This window comes from Bacillus sp. ISL-7 (assembly GCF_018613065.1).
Map to the genome: position 1 here is coordinate 11,828 of NZ_JAGGQW010000074.1, position 20,118 is coordinate 31,945.

The 20,118-nt window shown below is 38.0% G+C and carries 14 protein-coding genes and 1 pseudogene; 6 read left to right on the top strand and 9 right to left on the bottom strand.

Annotated elements, in window-relative coordinates; genetic code table 11:
- Positions 1 to 102: 102 nt before the first annotated feature.
- The 3 genes and pseudogenes from J7E66_RS27090 (at position 103) to J7E66_RS27100 (ending at position 1,162) form a co-directional block, all read left to right on the top strand.
- Entirely contained in the window at positions 103 to 468 is a 366-nt protein-coding gene (locus tag J7E66_RS27090; RefSeq protein ID WP_168241107.1) for a DUF2089 domain-containing protein, read from the top strand.
- Positions 469 to 481: 13 nt separating this feature from the next.
- A complete protein-coding gene (locus J7E66_RS27095) occupies positions 482 to 871 on the top strand; it encodes an SHOCT-like domain-containing protein (RefSeq protein ID WP_215005885.1) in 390 nt (129 codons plus the stop codon).
- Positions 872 to 881: 10 nt separating this feature from the next.
- A pseudogene (locus tag J7E66_RS27100) lies at positions 882 to 1,162 on the top strand (hypothetical protein).
- Positions 1,163 to 1,352: 190 nt separating this feature from the next.
- Here J7E66_RS27100 and J7E66_RS27105 read toward each other — a convergent pair.
- From J7E66_RS27105 to hutH, 6 genes are all read right to left on the bottom strand, one after another.
- Positions 1,353 to 1,970 (bottom strand): YARHG domain-containing protein, encoded by a 618-nt coding sequence (locus tag J7E66_RS27105; RefSeq protein ID WP_215005887.1) that lies wholly within the window; start codon positions 1,968 to 1,970, stop codon positions 1,353 to 1,355.
- 293 nt (positions 1,971 to 2,263) lie between these two features.
- Positions 2,264 to 2,980, bottom strand: a complete 717-nt coding sequence (locus J7E66_RS27110) for an amino acid ABC transporter permease (RefSeq protein ID WP_215005889.1) — start codon at positions 2,978 to 2,980, stop codon at positions 2,264 to 2,266.
- 64 nt (positions 2,981 to 3,044) lie between these two features.
- Positions 3,045 to 3,836, bottom strand: a complete 792-nt coding sequence (locus J7E66_RS27115) for an ABC transporter substrate-binding protein (RefSeq protein ID WP_215005891.1) — start codon at positions 3,834 to 3,836, stop codon at positions 3,045 to 3,047.
- Between the two features lie 23 nt (positions 3,837 to 3,859).
- Positions 3,860 to 4,582 carry an amino acid ABC transporter ATP-binding protein gene (locus tag J7E66_RS27120; protein WP_215005893.1) on the bottom strand — a complete coding sequence of 241 codons (723 nt, stop codon included), beginning with the start codon at positions 4,580 to 4,582 and terminating at the stop codon, positions 3,860 to 3,862.
- A gap of 572 nt (positions 4,583 to 5,154) precedes the next feature.
- On the bottom strand, positions 5,155 to 6,636 hold the full coding sequence (locus tag J7E66_RS27125) for an amino acid permease (protein WP_215005896.1): 1,482 nt from the start codon (positions 6,634 to 6,636) through the stop codon (positions 5,155 to 5,157).
- A gap of 189 nt (positions 6,637 to 6,825) precedes the next feature.
- Positions 6,826 to 8,346 (bottom strand): histidine ammonia-lyase, encoded by a 1,521-nt coding sequence (hutH, locus tag J7E66_RS27130; protein WP_215005899.1) that lies wholly within the window; start codon positions 8,344 to 8,346, stop codon positions 6,826 to 6,828.
- 615 nt (positions 8,347 to 8,961) lie between these two features.
- Here hutH and J7E66_RS27135 point away from each other — a divergent pair.
- Positions 8,962 to 10,113, top strand: coding sequence for a type II asparaginase (locus J7E66_RS27135; RefSeq protein WP_215005902.1), 1,152 nt, complete (start codon positions 8,962 to 8,964; stop codon positions 10,111 to 10,113).
- A 595-nt stretch (positions 10,114 to 10,708) separates the two neighbouring features.
- On the opposite strand, the gene J7E66_RS27140 is transcribed toward J7E66_RS27135, so the two are convergent.
- Complete coding sequence (locus tag J7E66_RS27140; protein WP_215005905.1) at positions 10,709 to 11,983, bottom strand: RNA-guided endonuclease InsQ/TnpB family protein; 1,275 nt, start codon at positions 11,981 to 11,983, stop codon at positions 10,709 to 10,711.
- 513 nt (positions 11,984 to 12,496) lie between these two features.
- Between J7E66_RS27140 and J7E66_RS27145 the strand changes: the two genes are divergently transcribed.
- On the top strand, positions 12,497 to 12,766 hold the full coding sequence (locus J7E66_RS27145) for an excalibur calcium-binding domain-containing protein (RefSeq protein ID WP_168241120.1): 270 nt from the start codon (positions 12,497 to 12,499) through the stop codon (positions 12,764 to 12,766).
- Positions 12,767 to 14,079: 1,313 nt separating this feature from the next.
- Complete coding sequence (locus tag J7E66_RS27150; RefSeq protein ID WP_215005908.1) at positions 14,080 to 15,627, top strand: DHA2 family efflux MFS transporter permease subunit; 1,548 nt, start codon at positions 14,080 to 14,082, stop codon at positions 15,625 to 15,627.
- A 122-nt stretch (positions 15,628 to 15,749) separates the two neighbouring features.
- On the opposite strand, the gene J7E66_RS27155 is transcribed toward J7E66_RS27150, so the two are convergent.
- Both J7E66_RS27155 and J7E66_RS27160 read right to left on the bottom strand, forming a co-directional pair.
- Positions 15,750 to 17,246 (bottom strand): RNA-guided endonuclease InsQ/TnpB family protein, encoded by a 1,497-nt coding sequence (locus J7E66_RS27155; RefSeq protein ID WP_215005911.1) that lies wholly within the window; start codon positions 17,244 to 17,246, stop codon positions 15,750 to 15,752.
- Positions 17,247 to 17,549: 303 nt separating this feature from the next.
- Positions 17,550 to 19,028, bottom strand: a complete 1,479-nt coding sequence (locus J7E66_RS27160; RefSeq protein WP_215005914.1) for an MFS transporter — start codon at positions 19,026 to 19,028, stop codon at positions 17,550 to 17,552.
- Positions 19,029 to 20,118 lie beyond the last annotated feature (1,090 nt).

Consider the following 20,118-nt stretch of genomic DNA (forward strand, 5'->3'; position numbering starts at 1 on the left):
TCACTAATTAATTATTTTAATGTTTTTGTTAATAATATTAAGTTTCCTTATTTACTATATAAACTTCTCGATATATAATCAAATAAAAGAAAGGAATTCATTATGGCCTATCAAGTAATTACAAATTGTCCCGTCTGCAGCAAAACATTGAAGATTACGAAGTTGCATTGCTCTCATTGTCACACGACGATTGAAAATGAATTTGAATTATCCAAGCTGGCGTCATTATCAAAGGATCAGCTTCATTTTGTGGAAGTATTTTTAACATGCAGAGGGAATATCAAAGAAGTTGAAAAGGAAATGGGGATTTCGTATCCAACGGTTCGAGGCAAGCTAACAGACATCATTTCATCCCTTGGATATGGGCAGAAGAAGAAAAATGAAGTAGACGAGAAAAAGGTTGTCGCCATGTTGGAAAATGGCGAAATCACTCCTGAAGAAGCCATTAAGCTCTTAAAAGACGAATAGGGAGGAATTTACCATGAGAGAGGAAATTGCAAAAGTATTAACAATGGTCCAAGAAGGAAAAATTGATGCAGATAAGGGATCAGAACTTATCCAAGAATTAAAAGAGAAAGAAGAAGCAGGAAGTAAGCTAGTACAAAAACCAACTAAATATTTAGATAAAACCTTAAAAATTCGTGTGGTATCAGCTGAAAATGATAACGTCACGGTCAATTTGCCCATAAAACTTATCCAGGTAGTATTAAAGGCTGGACACAGCATCGCAGCGAGTATTCCTCAATCAGAAAAATATGTAAAGGATCTAGACATAAACCTGATTATTGAAGCAATGGAAAACGAATTGGATGGCCAAATTGTTGATGTTAAATCGGCAAACGGAGATACCGTTTCTGTCATCATTGAATAGTGAGTTGCTTATGCTGCATTTAAAAGTGAAAGCAAAAGACATTCGGCTCACCATCCCCATTCCATATGCCATTTTAAACATGGGTATATCAATTTTATCTTCAAAATTGCTTCATCACCATGCAAACAAATGGACAAAAGAGCACTTCGAAAGAAAAAAACTGGACTTTACCATTCCACTGATAGACAAAAAACGCTAAAGCCAATCGTAAAGGAACTGAAAAATCATAAAGGGATCGTGCTGGTAGATGTCAAAGCTAAAGACGGTACTGAGGTGAAGGTTACCCTATAATGTTTTATAGATTACACCGGTCACTGACCGGCTTTTTTATTTCACTCATAAATTTATAATTTATATACCTTATTGGATTCTTACACAATCAAATTGGATATTCCTACAAATGAAGAAAATCGCTAATACGACTTAAATCACGACCCAAGTGAAGATTAATCACTTGGGTCTTCCTAAAAAAAGAAACTCACTAAAGTCTGTCCTCTCTCACCTTTATGAAATCTACATTTTCTTTTTCTACTTCATTTAAAGAGCCATCAAAGGAAGGGTCTGGATGATACCATGACTTACTTGAAAAATATGCTTGCAGATCCTGTGATTTAAAGCCATACCCATGACGTGCATAGATTTCATTTCTGGCTAAACGCAGCTGCCCTTTTGTAAGATTAGCAATGTCTTCTTCACTCACCAACCTCTTATCACTAGCAGGCAAAATATGATCTGAAGAGGAAAGATTTGAACTTTCATGACTTTTTTCTTTTGTTGAATGGTGATCATGACTAGATTGATCTTTATTTTCTACAGCTTTATCTTTTGATTGATCAATCGTTTTGGTGGCAGCTAAATTTGATTTAGATTCAGACTTATGAAAACCTTTATCTATTAAGGAAGTAACGCTTATGACGAGCAACAAACCGATAATCGATCCGAGTCCTACTAATAATCTCGTTTTCGAACGATTTTTCTTAATTTCCATGCGCGTTGTTGAGGGCATGTTCTTATTATCTTGTGCAACCCTAGAACCACAGTTTGTACAGAAATCTACTAGATTCATATATTTTTCACCACAATTTGTGCAAAAATCCATTTAAACATTCCCCTTTCTATGAATATTCCTTAGTAAAGGACATCCAAAGTTCTATACTTTGCAATCATAAATATTATAGAACAAAAAGAGGTTGGAATTATTTCAAACAGATTATTCTGATGTGACAGCACCATTTCAGGTCCTTTAATTCCCTAAAAATCTCCAGTTAATCTTCCTTTCTACAAGAGGGGGATTAGCCCACCCAAAAAAAGCGAATTAGAACCCACATTTACATGTGTCTAATCCGCTTTTTTTCAGGACCTGACAGCCCTCGTTTTCAACCTTATTTTTAATTACACCCTGTTTATCTCTTCCGCCGGCTTTTTAAAAGGATTAAATATTGAATTTGACTTCTGCTTCCTTCCTGGCTCTGTTACATTCATTCTTGATTCTAGTTTGCCGGAGAGGAAAGAGAAGATAAACACAAGAACAAAATAATACAATCCTACAATCACATACGAATTCAATTGTTGAAAGCTGGATGCCGCGACGCTAAGGCCCGCCCCCCACAAATCACCCATGCCCACGTAGGCAACAAGAGAAGAGTCCTTTAAACCAATGATGAACTGGTTACTGAGTGAAGGGATGGCTGATTTAAACGCTTGGGGCAGAATGATTCTTCTCATTGCCAACGGATAGGACATTCCAAGTGATCTTGCAGCTTCCATTTGCCCGCGGTCAATAGATTGAATGGCCCCGCGAAAGATTTCGGCAATATAAGCCCCGCAATGAATAGCCAAGCCAATCGCTCCGGCCCAGAACTGCGACAGAGTCACAATCGATGTGATGCCAAAATAAAGAACCGCGATCTGAACAATAAGCGGAGTTCCACGGATCAAGGTGATATAGGCATGAGCAATAAAGTTCAAAATTTTGTTATTAGAGAGACGAAAAAAGGCAAAAATTAAGCCAATAAGACAGCCAATCAGAAGAGATGTAATGGTAACCTTAAGCGTAAGCAACGTTGCTTCAAAAAAAAGTTTATAATTGGAAAGAAGAATTTCTAGCAAATGGATTCACCCCACGTATGATCTGTTATCAGGTGCCCCTCGAGGGCACCCTTTTTCACCCACTCTAGTTGTTTGTTCCTAAAATGTTGCGGCCAAAATATTTATTAGAAATTTTGTCATAAGTGCCGTCCTTTATGATTTCATCCAAAGCCTTGTTCATCTTGTCCATTAATTCCTTATCCTCTTTCCTGACGGCAATCGCTTGATCATCATGTGTCATAGCCTTTCCAACATCCTTGATTTTAACGGTGCCGGCCTTGATAATTGGCAGTCCGACCATTCGATCGGTTATTGCAGCGTCAATTCTTTTGGTAGGAAGATCCATAAGAGCCACTAAATCTGTATCATATTCAACAATGTTTTCTTTTGATGTGTATTTTAACGCCAGATCCTTATAAGGCGTTCCCTTGGCGACCCCGATACGCTTCCCTTTCAAATCATCCGGCGATTTGATATCCGTATTATTTTCCGATACAAAAACCTGTGAGCCTGATCTGTAATAAGGATTTGAAAAGTCAACCACCTTTTTTCGCTCATCAGTAATCGTCATGCTGCCCAGGATGGCATCGTATTTTTTGGCTTGTAGGCCTTGGATGATCGTTTCCCAAGGATTCGTTACCGGAACGGCCTTCATTCCCATTTTTTTAGCAAGTGCCTTGCCGATCTCAACATCAAATCCCTTCAGTTCGTTGCTTTCTTTATAATTAAACGGTTTGAACAGCCCACTCATGGCATAGTGAAACTCTTTTTTCCCTGCAGAAGTCGACTGGGAAACTTGTTCTTTCGCTCCACACCCTGACATGATCAAAACTCCAGCCATACAGGCTGCTACAAGACTGATAATTGACTTTTTCATATTTTCTTCCCCCTTATCATTGGCTATAGAATACTGTTAAGAAATTGCTTTGCTTTTACATGCTGCGGATTTTCAAAAAACGTCTTAGGTGCCCCCTGTTCAAGAATCTGTCCATCTCCCATAAAGACAACACGATCTGCTACTTCCCGGGCAAATCCCATCTCGTGGGTAACTATTACCATAGTCATCCCTTCATTGGCCAGTTCTTTCATGACCTGCAAAACTTCCCCTACCAATTCTGGATCAAGCGCGGAGGTTGGCTCATCAAAAAGCATCACATTGGGTTTCATGGCAAGCGCACGGGCGATGGCAAGCCGCTGCTTCTGTCCCCCGGACAATAAATTCGGATATGTATTGGCCTTATCGCTTAATCCCACCTTCTCCAGAAGACTATAGGCCGCCTTCTTCGCATCCTCCTTTCTTTCTCCTTTTACATGCATCGGGGCTTCGATGATATTCTCCAGCACTGTTTTATGAGGAAAGAGATTGAAATGTTGAAAGACCATCCCAACTTCTGCACGTACGCGATTTAAATCCGTTTTCCCCGGATCGATCTGTTCGTTGTTTATCCATACCTCTCCTTTATCATAAACTTCAAGGAAGTTAATGCAGCGCAGCAATGTACTCTTTCCTGAACCGCTGGCTCCCACCAATACCACCACTTCCTTCGGCTGAACAGACAAATCGATTCCCTTCAGCACATCCAATGAATCAAATGACTTGTATAATTGCTTTATCTGAATCAACAAGACCCCCCCTTTTCTATAATTAAAAACGGATTCAAACTGATGAAACATCATAAATGATAGAATTTTACTCTATTATAATAATAAATTCCGAAAATTACAAATTGTGTATAAAATTGCAAGCGGATACAAAAATGATTAATATTAAATGTTTGTTAGTTTCTGGTGTTCTCTTTTCAATTCTCCCTTCTACTAAAATAATATTCTAATAATTATAAATGAGTCTTCGCGCCTTTTGCTCCAATCAACAGAGTGGCAAAATCAACAATAACCTTTAACACAGCTAATTTTTTTCAAGGGTGCTTGCCTCTCGCAACGTAACGCAAGAAATAAAAAAGAAGCCCCCCAAAAGTTTACTCAACTTATGAGAAGCTTCCGTTAATATCCTCGGATAGTCAAAATGTTAGAAATTTACTCTCTTATTCAATAACCCATATATATCAAGGCTTTAAGAGCGTTATTACACCATTCCGCCCATACATCAAAATATTGAAATAATAGGGGTCTTCAAGTTACTACTTTGAAAATTTTAAAACAAATGAAAAGAATGCTATGAGATGAATAATAAATACTTAATCTCTGCGGAAATCCGCCTCTTTTAATGGAACCATTTTTGTTTTGTTAACAATTTTATAGCCTAAATAACCCATTAGGAATAGAGGTAGTCCAATATAAGAAACCAATATACCATACCAGTCAACCTTAGAGCCGATAAATGCCGCATAATTTGTTCCAAGCATTGCGATTAAACATAATACTGTCGCCAAAATTGGACCTAATGGGAACCACTTTGCTTTATAGGGCAGGTCTTTGAAATCTTTTCCTTGTGCAACATAAGCTTTACGGAATCGATAATGTGTAACCGAAATACTTAACCAAGAGATATAACCAGCTAAGCCAGCAGCGTTTAATAACCAAGAATAAACAGTTCCATCACCAAAAAAGGAGGTAAGGAAGCACAGCATCCCAACAAAGGTTGACATGTATAATGCGTAAATTGGAACACCACCTTTATTTACTTTTTTCAAGAATGACGGAGCTTTTCCTTCTTCCGCCAATACCCAAAGGACGCGCGAAGCGGCGTATAAAGTGGAATTTCCTGCTGACAGAACTGAAGTAAGGATTACTGCATTCATGGCAGCTGCCGCAAAAGCAAGACCAGCATTTTCAAATACTAAAGTAAACGGGCTCACTGCAATATTCGCTAAATCTGCGCTTAATAATTTTGGGTCGTTATAGCTAATTATGCATCCAATAATAAAAATCGCTAAAACATAAAACAATAAAATTCTCCAGAAGATCTGTTTCACTGCCTTAGGTAAATTTTTCTCAGGATTTTCACTTTCACCGGCTGTAATTCCGACAAGCTCCGTGCCTTGAAAAGCAAATCCTACTACCATAAATACACTAAATATGGATAACAAGCCGCCTTTAAATGGTGCTTCTCCTTTTGTGAAATTTTCAAAACCGCCAGTATGACCCTTCATTATTCCAAAGATCATTAATAATCCAACAACAATAAAGATTAATATGGTTGCCACTTTAATCAATGAAAACCAAAATTCTGATTCACCGTAACCCTTAACGGATAAAACGTTTAGGCCAAAAATAAGTATAAGGAAACTTGCGCTCCAAATAATACCTGGGGCATCGGGAAACCAATATTTCATGATCATTGCTGATGCTGATAATTCCAAAGCAAAAATAATTGCATTATTGTACCAATAGTTCCAACCAACAGCAAAACCCAGTGCTGGGTCGACAAACCTTGAGGTATACGTACTAAAAGAACCTGAAATCGGAATAAAAGATGCCATTTCTCCTAGGCTGCCCATGATAAAATATACCATTATTCCTGCAATTATATAGGCAGCTAAAGCTCCACCAGGACCAGCATCATGAATCGTGGTTCCACTGGCTAAAAATAACCCTGTTCCAATTGTTCCTCCGATAGCAATCATGGAAAGATGCCGTGTTTTAAGCTTTCTTTCTAAATGTTCGCCATACTTGTGTTCTTGTACTGGTTCTTGGGATTTAAGTGCAGTATTTTGCATATAACACCTCTTATTATAGTTATAGTAACTCCTTACTCTAGCATTTGTTGATTGCGTTGATAATTCTTTTTTTTAATCGATCAATTCATTAAGAGCATAGAGAAAATTACTAGAAGATTAGCAGGAATCTAAAAGGCGTCTTAAAATATGAATTTCATTTTCAATTACGTTTGTTAGTAGGTCTTCTTCTTATTTGTTTACTTTGTCCACTTGCTGAAGTAATTTTGAGAGATTCATTGTTTTCAGACCTTCAGCAGATTTTTCAATATCTTTTGAGAATATACGGTCTTTTTTAATGGAAGGAACCATTTCTCTTCCTTTCTCATAAAGCAGCTTTGTTTGGCTTGCCATTTTTTCAACCCCACGATATTCAACCGCTTGCATCGCACAAATGAACTCAATTGCGAGGACTCTTCTAGTATTCTGAATAATTTGATGAGCATGCCTTGAACCGATCGTTCCCATGCTTACATGATCCTCTTGATTCGCCGAAGAAGGAATCGAATCTACACTTGCTGGATGTGCCAGCGTTTTGTTTTCTGATACAAGAGATGCGGCAACATATTGCATGATCATAGCACCAGATTGTAGTCCCGGTTCAGGGCTTAAAAATGGCGGTAAATCATTTAACTGTGGGTTGATTAATCGTTCAATTCGTCGTTCTGATATATTTCCCAATTCCGCAACAGCAATTTTCATAAAATCCATTGCAAACGCAATTGGCTGTCCATGGAAGTTACCACCGGAAATGACCTTTTCACCATCATCAAAAATTAGTGGATTATCTGTTGCTGCATTCATCTCAATTTCTAATTTTTCTTTTACATAATCAAGTGCTTGCCACGTGGCACCATGAACTTGCGGGATACAGCGGAGGGAATAAGCATCCTGTACTCTCAATTCCCCCTGTGTCGTCGTCAATAAACTATCGCTTAGGTAACCTCGGATTCGTGCAGCGGTATCAATTTGCTGCTGATAACCCCTTGCGATATGAACCTCTGCAGCAAAGGCATCAATAATCCCATGTAATCCTTCAATGGTCATAGAGGAAATTAGCTCACTTTGGTATGCGAGTTGTTCTGCTTCTAGATAACCGACAACTCCCATTGCTGTCATTGCTTGGGTTCCATTGATAAGAGCAAGGCCTTCTTTTGCCTCAAGTGTTACTGGGAAGATTCCTTCTTGCTGTAAGGCTTCAAGTGAATCCATTCGATTTCCTTTATAAAATACTTCTCCTTCCCCGATTAGCACTAACGCCAAGTGTGAAAGCGGTGCCAAATCTCCGCTTGCTCCAAGGGAACCTTGCTGCGGAATCACAGGGATAATATCCTTGTTTACTAAATCTAATAACCTTTCAATAACAAGCGGCCTAATTCCAGAATAGCCCTTTAAAAGTGCGTTAGCGCGAAGAAGAACCATTGCTTTTGCAACAACCTCCGGGAACGGCTCACCTACGCCGCAAGCATGTGAACGAATTAAATTAAGCTGAAGATCTTGAACATGATCTTTATTAATAAGGACATCACTAAATTTTCCAAACCCTGTTGTAATCCCATAGACTACTTTTGATTCTGAAACTATTCTCTCTACTGCTTCCCGACTCTTTCTAGCAGACTCCATACTCATTTCTGAAGCGCTTACCTTCTGATTTCCGAATAAAATTTCCTTCATTTGTTTTAATGTTAAACTTTGACCTGTTAATGTTATCATTAACGTTCCTCCTCTAGCACTTTAGTATAATAAAGAAAGAGGCTGGATTCCGATTCCTATTAGAATTGGAGTCCAGCCTCTTTTATAACCATTTTTGAAAATTGAACTATTTTTTTTCGCAGCCTCATGGATAATCATCCCTTTATTCATATTCTATAATCCTATTGCTATGATAATTATTCTATGTGACGTAACCTTATCTGTCAATCAATTTTTCAGAATTTTAACACAATAATACTTTAGCACAATAGCAAATGAAAGACTGTCACCCTAAATTAAATGCCGACTTCCATTTACGTGAATTTCATCAACTAGTCGCGAGTAGTAATCTTCTTTGATAAAAATATTACCCCTATAGTTCATTCAGCCATACACATACATGATCGTTTTCATTTCAGCTAACTGGTATTAAAACTATTATTTTTTTAAATTCTGATTTTTTTGTGAGTTTTTGTAGTTTTTAGTAGTTCTTATTATAGATTAAAATTATCCTTTTTTAGAACAAATACGAAAGCGCTTACTAAGAGTTATCCCGAATTAACGGGCAGTAAGATCCCACTGATGGAAGTTTCACTTTTATTTTTGCCAATCACACATTATATGGAGGAATTTCTAATGAAGAAACTAACTACAAAGAAAAAAGTTGCTCTCACCTCACTAGCATTAATGTCAACCGGGATTATCACCATCTCTTCAAGTTACACTGGTGCATTGCATCCGGTTGAAGCTAAACAGATTACAACATCTAATACAACCAATCCTGTTGAGAAAAAATTACCTAACATTAAAATTCTAGCAACGGGTGGCACCATCGCAGGAACTGGTTCTAATTCTACCCAAACAACCGGCTATCAGGCTGGCGTCCTAACCCCAAATCAACTAATAGAAGCAGTTCCTACGATAAAAGATATTGCTAACATTTCCACTGAGCAGATATCACGCATTGATTCTGGTACGTCTAACACTAATGCCATAATGGTCAAACTGGCGAAAGAAGTCCAAAAGGTATTGGATGATCCAAAGTGTGACGGTGTTGTCATCACCCACGGTACCGACACAATGGAGGAAACGGCTTACTTTCTCAACCTGACTGTTCATTCTGACAAACCGATCGTCGTGGTTGGTTCAATGCGCCCCTCTACGTCAATCTCTGCTGACGGTCCGTTGAACCTGTACAACGCTGTAGCACTTGCTGGTTCCAAAGAAGCACGCGGCAAGGGCGTCCTGATCACCCTGAATGACAAGATTGGAAGTGCTCGCGACACATTTAAAACTAATACCACCGACGTTGATGCTTTCAATAATCCGGAGCTCGGCTCCCTCGGCATTATACAAGGCGGTAAACCCTATTTCTATAACCTGCCAATTAAAAAGCACACCACTGATTCCGAGTTTGACATTCGCAAGATCACTGAAGACAATCTGCATCGTGTTGATATTGTTTATTCACATGCCAATGATGACCGTGTAATAGTTGACGCTACGGTTGCTGCCGGTGCGAAGGGAATTATCCACGCTGGTACAGGTAACGGTTCTATCCATGAAAAAACGCTTCCGGGTCTGCAGGATGCTGTGAAGAATGGTGTTGTCGTTGTTCGTGACACCCGTGTACCAGTAGGCATGGTTACTCCCGAACAAATTGACGTAGACAACCACTTCGTCAATTCTGGCAACATTAACCCTCAAAAAGCTCGTATCCTGTTGATGTTGGCACTCACCAAAACCGAAGACTCTAAAAAGATCCAAGAGTATTTCAACGAATACTAAGGCTTGATTCAGCATAGCTAAGTTACTGTCTACCTGTAGGGGATAATACCACTCTTTCAGTCTTTTTCTTTTGAAAAAAATAACAACTCATGAGACTTAATTCTATTGTGTCCCATTAGAAAAAATGGTTTGAATCATAGATCCACAACGACTAACACTTCTCCCTTGCAACCTTTACCGTCAGGGGGATGGTTGTTAAAGTTTATTTTATTTGTGAACCACCCTTTTGCTTCGTACGGCGCGGGGTGGTTTTCTTGTCATCTAGAACGTTTCCATAATTATCACCTTTTTTCCATAATCAGAAAGAAGTGTGACAACTAACCACCTCACAATAGCGTTTATAAAAATCCCCTTCCGTAATCTCTAAGTAAAACGTGGGTGTTTTGAATACGCCTAATTCCTGCTGCGCAATATGATAGCCTAATTCACCACTAAAAAGAATTCCATCTTGACTTCGCCCCATGGATAAATCCAGGGGATTCTATTTTAAACCTTCATCAAAGCCGCCTTATGGCCGGGGCTTCCAGGACTTACTACTTCTCCAGTTCATTACGACATGTAGTAAAAACCACATACCGCAGCCCAATCATAGGCACTACGCCACTGCCCTTTTAGCCTCATCGTGAGAGACAATGGGAGCTAAAAGAACTCGGCGATACTTTGTATCTTCTATTTTAGGTAGTTCCCGATTTTTCGTTAGCTGTTTATTGACAGACTTGTCCAAAATATTCATGGCACCTACTACATCCCGATGTCCTTTCTCTCTACAATGACAGTCGAAGTTTCGATTCCTTTGTTTGCGGAATTCTCCACATGACGGGCACGTGCCGGAAGTATAGGATTCTTCCACAAGTTGGACTTTGACTCCTCGAAGTTTTAGTTTGTATTTTATTTTTTCGATTAATTGCCCAAAACTCCAATTGGACAATTGTTGACGAATTTCTTTACGGGTTTTCTTTTTCTTTTTCGTATTCTTTTGAACGCCATCCGGTGTTCCTATATAGAGTGTTTTAATTTGGTTTTCCACACACCAATCTGTGACCATTTTCGAAATAGAATGCAATAGATACTCCATTCTCCGTTCCAGTTTTTCTAAAAAACGGCGTTTACGCAAAATGAGTTTTTGCCTTTTATTCGAACCTGGCTTCTTCTGGCTAATCAGCTTCTGAAACTCTTTCAACCTTTTGTTTCTGTAGCGCTGTAACGAGCGAAGTTCTCTTCCTGTTACAATGAGGTGGATTTTTCCGTTACTTAAAACGGCCGCATGGATGAGCCCTAAATCGCAGCCGGCTTCCTTTTTACCTTGAACCTGCTTTTGTTTTGGTACTTCCACTGCTATATGCATCCAGTAGTGATTTTTGTGCCAAACGATTTCGGCACTTTTTATCGTATGAAAATCAATGTGCTTCGGTTGAGGGATCACTAAGGGGGATTGTTGTTTTCCATTGCTAAACCTGAGCTTTTTACCGGACAATTTAATTGCAGTTTTTTTATATTTAACGGAAAAGAACTTTTTGTATTTCCAAGGGTACCGCCACTGTTTCTCACCTTTTGTACGTAACTCTCTTGTTCTTTTGCATGTTTCTTCATGTAACTCGATGATCGATTGAATCGTTTGCGAGTGTAATTTATGTGTGGTGGCATTGTACCATTGCTTTTTTTCAGATGCACTTGTCCAAACTTGATAGGCATCATATAGCCACCAATGGAGATCTAAGCAGTCATTCCACAGATTTGCTGCTTCCTTACGTAGAGTATCGACTAATCTTCTTTCCTCGCCGGTTAAACGGAGCGGAAATTTCCGAATGACAATATCTCCTTTCGATTCTTTTTTCTTCTGTTCTTTCATGTTCTTTTTATGGGGTTCCATTTATTTTTTCACCACCCGACGGAACATTTGTTCTATATACTTATTATACTACTATGGAATAGTAATTGATAGTAAAAGGAAAAAATATAGCTTATATCCCCATTTCTAAAGAAAGGGGTTTTACGCCACTATTTGATAATATGAAACAGCGCGAGGCACCATTGCCTTAAACATAGATCCTATGGTGCTTTGCGCTTTTCTCTGTTCATCAAATCCCAGCAAAATCTCTCTAAAATCACATATAAAAAATGGCCCGATATTTGTCCTTTCAGAAAGAAGATCAACAAACAACCACCCCAACAATATTATAGAAATTTCATGTTATCACTTTATTTCCATCTAAAAACCTATCAATCCTCGACCACTTTGGGGTGTACAGGCACGGAGATTTATAATATTGGTAGGGCTATGTGAGTAGTGCCAATGTACCGGAACTCATCATATTTGTATTGATATTTTTCTAATAATATCCTATTATGGAAATTAGATTTCAATATAGGGAGTATGAAAAATATGAAAAAGTTGTTTACTATTTTACTATCTTTGGGATTAGTTGTGGGGTTATCCTTCAGTTTGACTGATTCTGCGGAAGCACAGGTAAAGATTAAAACTTACCAAAACTGTACTGCTTTGAATAAGGATTTCAAAGGTGGAGTAGCAAGAGCATCTAATGTTAAAAACAAAGGTGGGAAAACTAAGTACAAGCCATACGTTTCAAAAGCGCTGTATGACGCTAATAAGAAAAGTGACCGGGATAAAGATTTTATTGCATGTGAGCGATAATAGGTATACATGTCAAAAGGAGGGCTGATCAGTCCTCCTTTATTTTAGTTGACTTCTGAGAGATTGTGGCTCTCTTCGTTGGAGAATATGTTACTCGTTACCGCCAAATCCATTTTTTTAAAGTCACTGGTAAGGTTACATTTTTAATCGGTCACCTAAGCGGTATAAAGGACAAAACCTACTGCAGGAGCATGAGATTTGTCCTTTATGAGCTCCCTGATGGACAAGACCCGCTCCACATGTTCGGTTCTCATAGTTTTTAATGAGGTTAGTGTCGACCACAAGAACCACCCCATTGTCTCTCTTTACTCCAGAACAAATCGATGAAATGACAAAGTCAAAGTCCATTTCCCTCAAGTTTCCCTTTCAATCAAACGTTTGATTAGAATAGCTGCACTCCTTGATAAATATGATTTAGTCCTCCCCGAGGCATAAATAATTTGTTGAAAAATGATATTAAAATTGGAGATAGAAAGCGTCCAAACCACTTTTGTCACTAATCGACAGCTTTTCGACTAAATTCCATATAGGCTATACTAATCAAACGTTTAGTTAAAACAGCTATAAGCACTGATATATAAGGATTCTCCCTGCCAAGCAAGAATGATAATTGTCGAGAACCGGAAATAAATTCCGCAGGAAATAACCCAACTTTCCACAAAATCAGATAGGTTTCTATTAATCTTACATAATTCTATTAATTGCCCGTCAATTCCCTACTACACAAACGTTTAATTAAAAGTGGCCTCAGCACGCACCACTCCAGACTTTATCCTTTCAAACATCTAAGAAGCTTGTCGAGATATGTCTTCAACAGGACTCTTTTTAAAAGGAACCCAGTTAGCTGCTGAACTAGACTTTTGTGCCTTTACCCTTTGTATCTAAAAATACAATATAGAAAACAATATCAGTCAATATACACTAAAATTCAAGCAGTTTTGGAGAATGTTTTTTATTATTGGGAAGGTTACAATAAACGTAACCTTTGATAACGCTTACTTATTTACGTAGGGGTGAGTGTTTTGGATAAATTAGAAGTAGTCCATAAAAGAAGAAACATTATGGATCAATGGATTTCTACATTTTATCAAATTTAGGGAGTGGTTAACTGCTGTACTTGACTATGGTTATGGTGAAACTGGTGTATTTGTTACTTGCAACTCATGATGTAGTGGGAATAGACCGTTTTTAAATCCACCGATTATGGAATAGAGGTAAAGGGTAAAACAGACACAATTCATTTTTAAGAAAAGCCTTTTCCCATCCAATTTGGCGAATGCCGATAGTCTTTTTTATACTAAGGAGAGATACCCATGAATGAATCAATTAAAAAGACTCATCGTCCACCATATGGGATTCTTGCTGTGCTTATGGTTGGAACATTTATTACATTTTTAAATAATACGTTATTAAATATCGCACTGCCATCGATAATGAAGGACTTAGATATTGACACAGCAACCGTTCAATGGCTAACGACAGTCTTTATGTTAGTAAGCGGGGTATTGATTCCAACAACCGCATTCTTATTTCAAAAATTTTCCGTCCGGCAATTATTCTTGGCAGCAATGGGCATATTTGCAATTGGGACGATTATAGCCGGCAGTACCGATTTCTTTTCCATTTTATTGATTGGACGGATTTTTCAAGCGGCAGGAGCAGCAATCATGATGCCGGTATTAATGAATGTCATGCTAGTGAGCTTCCCGATTGAAAAGCGTGGGGCAGCAATGGGAGTATTTGGTTTAATTATAATGTTCGCTCCAGCAATAGGCCCTACTTTATCAGGGTGGATCATTGAACACTATCACTGGAGAATGCTTTTCCACTTTATCACGCCTATCGCTATTGTCGTTATTTTGATTGGCTTTTTCTCACTCAAAGACAAAAAGGATAAAACGGATATTAAACTCGATTTATTTTCACTTTTGTTATCAAGCATTGGTTTTGGAGGGTTACTATTCGGTTTTAGTTCTGCCGGCAGTAAAGGCTGGAACAGTGCGCTAGTGTATTTGCCGCTTATAATCGGAATGATCTCCCTAATATGGTTTATTTTACGGCAAACAAAGCAAGAACTTCCCATGCTTAATTTTAGCGTGTTTAAATACCCAATGTTTTCGCTATCGGCAACCATTACTATTGTGCTTAATATAGCAATGTTTTCAGGGTTTTTACTTTTGCCTATCTATGTCCAAACAATACGCGGTATATCTCCGTTGGACACCGGATTATTGCTGCTTCCAGGGGCGCTATTGATGGCCATTATGTCACCCATTATAGGAAGATTATTTGATAAGTTTGGGGGGCGTATGTTAGCGATAATCGGCCTAATTATCACAACGATTACAACCTATTATTTCAGCAAATTAACTTTTACAACACCCTACAATTACTTAGTGATTTTACATGCTGTAAGGATGTTAGGCATATCAATGGTGATGATGCCAGTTTCAACAAATGGTTTAAATCAGTTGCCTGCAAGTCTCTATCCACACGGTACGGCCATGAATAACACAATAAATCAGGTATCCGCGGCCATCGGTACTGCCTTATTGGTCACAGTAATGTCCAATTATTCGAGATCATACGCCGCGCAATTAACGGAAGATGCTTTAAAAGCTACACCAGAAGCAGGAATGGCTGAAATACAGGAGCAAATTACCATGAAAGCCATGCTTGAAGGAATCAATTATACTTTCTTTTTGTCAGCCTTAATTGCTTGTTTTGCCCTGCTTCTTTCCTTCTTTATCAAACGGGCCAAACACCCGGAAGATACCATAGAAGGAAAAACATCTGAAAAAAGTTTACACGTAAATTTGCAGAGTATTAGACTTTCCCGTACTCAAGAACAAAATCGCTAACGCGACTTAACCACGTCCCAAGTGAAGATGAGTATCCCCATAGCTGAAGCTAGGGGTTTCGAAAGAATAGGCTTTAAAGCCGCATTGTCTTTACGAGGGCTACCACAAGTCCCGCTACTACATCAGACCGAGGTCTTCAGCTTTGCCTTTCTTTTCTTTATGATGATTATTTTTCTTGGGGATTGGAGGAACTGTTTTCTCTCCAGTCCTTCGAAGACTTCATTGGTATGTTTACGGACAATATTAAAAGCTCCATTCACATCCGCATGGATCAAAATCTTAGAACCTTTGATTTTGTAAAAAGCTCGACTGCTTCTATACCCGCTAAAATTAGTTTGGTGCTCCTCCCCGTAAGTTGGAATCGGGTCATGATTCAAGAAACTAGACTTAGAAGTATAGCTTTCTTCTCGGACAATGACTTGAATTCCATGTCGCTCTGCTTTGTATCGAATCATTCCTATGAAAGTGGCATATGGGATTTGTATGAAGGTTTGTTTAGTAGTCTTTTGCATATCAACCTCCATCTTCCACCCCTCATTTTTTCCAATGATGATCGTATCTATGGTTCTTTCTTTCGCAATCTCCACCACTTTTGCGCTAGCCTTATGTAAAAAATCCATGACTCGATTGTTCCTTTTTCGGTCTAATGAAGTTAATCTTGTGCTGTTAAACTTCCCTTCCTTTGGTCCTTTTCCATTTCGAAGGATACTCATGTATTTCGCTCTTAATTTGTTATAATATTGATTGATCGATTTTAACCATTTGCCCTTGATAAGCAGAGGCTTTAGCCCCGTGTTATCGATGATAGTTGCCAGGTTATCTACGCCCAAATCAATACCCATTACTCGCTTCGGCTCAAATACCCACTCATTTAATTGTTTTTCGGATCGTTTGATCTCCTTTTCATTTTCACTTTTAAAAACAACTTCCATTACATACCGGCCATACGTCGGGACAATCCGCACTTGTTGTAGTTTACCATCTATATGTGCGATTTTCCCCAGTTTTAATGTAAGAGGAGTTCCTGGTAATGAAAGCACATTTCCATTTTTAATTTTGGTAATTTGATTGGTTAAATAAGAAGTCGTACGTCCATTCTTCGGTTTATACTTAGGAATCTTTGGCTTTCCTGAAAAGCTAGTAGGCATGGTTTTATATTTCTTAGAGGCTTCGAAGAAACTTTTCCAATCATCATAGACCTTTTTCATGGTTTGTTGATTGGACTGAGAGGGCATAGAAAGGTAATCGATTTGTTTCATCACTTTAAACAGTGCGTCTACAAAGTTATAGGGAAGGAATGCTTTCTCTGGATGAGGCATTTCAAATAGCTTTGGTTTTGGCTCCAAAATATGGCCATTTTTAACGACTTTTTTAGGCTTAGATTTGGCTTTTTCAAAACTTTTTAGACGAATTTTATTCATTAGGGGTAAATGGTCTTGAATATCTGTTAGAACTTGAAGTTGATTTTCATTTCTTGTTTCTTTTTTTAAAGCAGTGTAAACCTGTCTAATATAGTAGTTGGTGATATTGTACAAGTTTTTCGCTTTAAAACAGAGTGAGTCACAGTAGTCGAACAATTCATGTTCCGGCTGAATTTGTATTTTATAAGATCGATACATATCATTCACCCCTCCCTTGCCAGGAACAAATGTTCTATTTATATTCCCATTATACCAAAGAATTTCATAGAATGTATAGAAAAATTACTTGCATTTTTCTAAAAAAACGAACAAAAATACAGCTTATATCCCCATATCTAAAGCTAGGGGTTTTACGCTGCTTTTTGATAATGATAAGCAGACATTGAAATAAACCTTCTTTCTTCGAGGGCTTATTTTTTTGGTGTTCCATATCCATGAAAGGACGAATTAAATATGAATTAATACAACAAAACCCTAGCATTTGCCAGGGTTCCGATTTTTTTATATTGCTGCTGTATCTATATTTTTCCCTTTTGCTTTCATTTCTGCAATACCTGCTTGAATTTTTTCCATTTCCTTTTGATCCAGTTTATAGAACTTCATTGCAGCAATTGACACGGTTAAACAAAGTGCTGGTAAACCGAATGCTAACAATAATGTTACAACAAACAATGGTTGTGTTAAGGCTTCACCAACCTCAGGGAATTTTGATGTGTATCCAATGATTCCAACGATTGCACCAACGATTGTAGGAGCTAAAGATGAAACAAGTTGATCAATGAAAGAGAAAATCGTGCCCATCATGCCTGGTACATAACGTCCGGATTTATTTGTTTCATAGTCAGAAACATCTGCAATCATTGGAACGACAAGCGTCGTCGGAATACTTGCAAAGCCTATTGCTAATGAATATAAGACCAAGAATAAGATAGTGGCAACCCCGATATTGTCGAGTGAGATTGCTGACGGATTATCGATTAGCAAGAATAGAGCAATCAATCCCAAGAAGGACAGCGTCCCGATCCAAGCTGAAGTAACATACGATTTCTTTAATCCTGTCTTTCTTGCTACTCCAACCACTAAGAAAGTAATTAATAATGTTGGAACCAACGTAATAAGACCTATTTTACCGCTTAATGCATAATCTCCTAGTAAAATACCAAACAACATAACTCCAACAACGGAATATCGAGATATACTAGTTGCTAGTTTATCAAAAGAAGCCGAAAGTGAAAGCAACTGTAATGGTCTGTTTCCTTTAACAACGCTCCAATATTCACGTACAGTCGTTTTTGTTGTCTCCTCTGCTAATCCATAGAATTCCTTCTTATCTTTTGACCATATACCCACGATCGCTAGTACAGCAAATACAGCCGAAAGAATAAGTCCATAACTATTTAATTCCGTAAACAATGGAAGTTTAAAACCACCGTGTTTTGCTACTAGATAGCTAGCAACGAAAATTTGACCACCAGTGAAAATCCCAGCATTATAAATCCCATCAAAAATTGCATATAATGGTCGCTGCTTTGGATTATTTGTTAGTACAGTTTGTGCTGCTTTGGTAACACTAGTTTGTAATGAATATCCAATTTTATTAACAATCAACATTGCCGTAAAGAATAGAAACTGTGCTGATTCTGGCAATAGATGAGTAACATTGTAGATAACTATGATGGTACCAGCTGAAATAATATTTCCTAATACAATCAATGGCGTAAACTTACCAAACTTGGACTCTGTTTTATCGATAATGAATCCAATAGCTGGGTCAATAATTCCATCAAATAGTCGTGCCGCCATCAATACTGAACTGATCATCATAACAGCAAGCCCGGCAATCCCCGTTGCATAATAAGTGACAAAGCCTAACACAAACAAATGAAGATTTGTTGAAGTATTATTTAGAGTAAATAAAGCAATTTGCCATAATTTCGCTCTGTTATATTGCTGACCGCTTTCCATTTTTACACTTGACATGATTTCGCCCCCTCGTAATATAACGCTTTCATTTTACCGAATATTACAAAAATTAACTCTCCAATAAACCCTATCAAACCCGCCAAATCTTGTTCACCATACAAACAATACCCCTTTGACTAACCGCTACTCCCCCTAAACTGTAAGCCCTTTCATTTCAATTAAAAAAAATAAATTAATTAACCTATCACTAAAAATTATTATCCTATTTACAAATTAGTTTATTAAACTAATTAATGAACTAAGAATAACACCCCCTTTCCAACTTGTCAATATATTGCGAATATTCCCAATTTATATCTTTTAAACTAGTATTTTCGGCATTCTTCTCCTTGACAAAAAAAAATGTAAACACTCACATTTTCTGTTGCTGCTCAATTTTAATAGTTTCACTTTATTATTTCAACATACAAAAAAGGCAGCGGACATCCACCTCCTATTCTGCATTTTTATTTACCATAATATTTTAAAACCAGTCAGCATAACCAAGCTTTCTTAAGTGATCAGCATCCTTCCCCTTAGGTATATAGAAGCTGAAGATACGAATATATTTACAATTAAGCAAGTTACTAATAGGACAAAGCGTGTCCAACATAAGCTTTTGTTTGGTAAAGTCTTCTTCGTCGTTGATAATACCTTACCAATTGTCGAGCCAATTGATGAAACGCCAATCCCAGCTTTTTGAAGCTCACACCTTTACTAGTAAGCGCCATCAATGCGTAAGGTTTAGTTGAGCTTAGTTTTATTTTATTGCACATACATTAAAAATTCATTCTCCAAAACTGCTCAAAAAAACCCAATTTTTGACTGATATTGCTGAGAATTCCATACAAACTGGATGGAATAAGCAAAACATTAAAAACATAAAAGAGACAAAAACCAACCCAATAGGGTTGGTTCAGACTGTCGACAAATCCGAAAAACTTGGGGTTTGCCGGCAGTCTTTTTTATGTCTTTGTTAAATTGTTTGTTGATTTGCGCTCCAGGCGCTTCGCTTTCCGCGGGCGTAGCGGGGAGCCTCCTCGGCGCTTAAGCGGAGGGCACTGAAAAAGTCCCTTGTTTTATAGCAGTTGTAGGTTGATTTTATCAA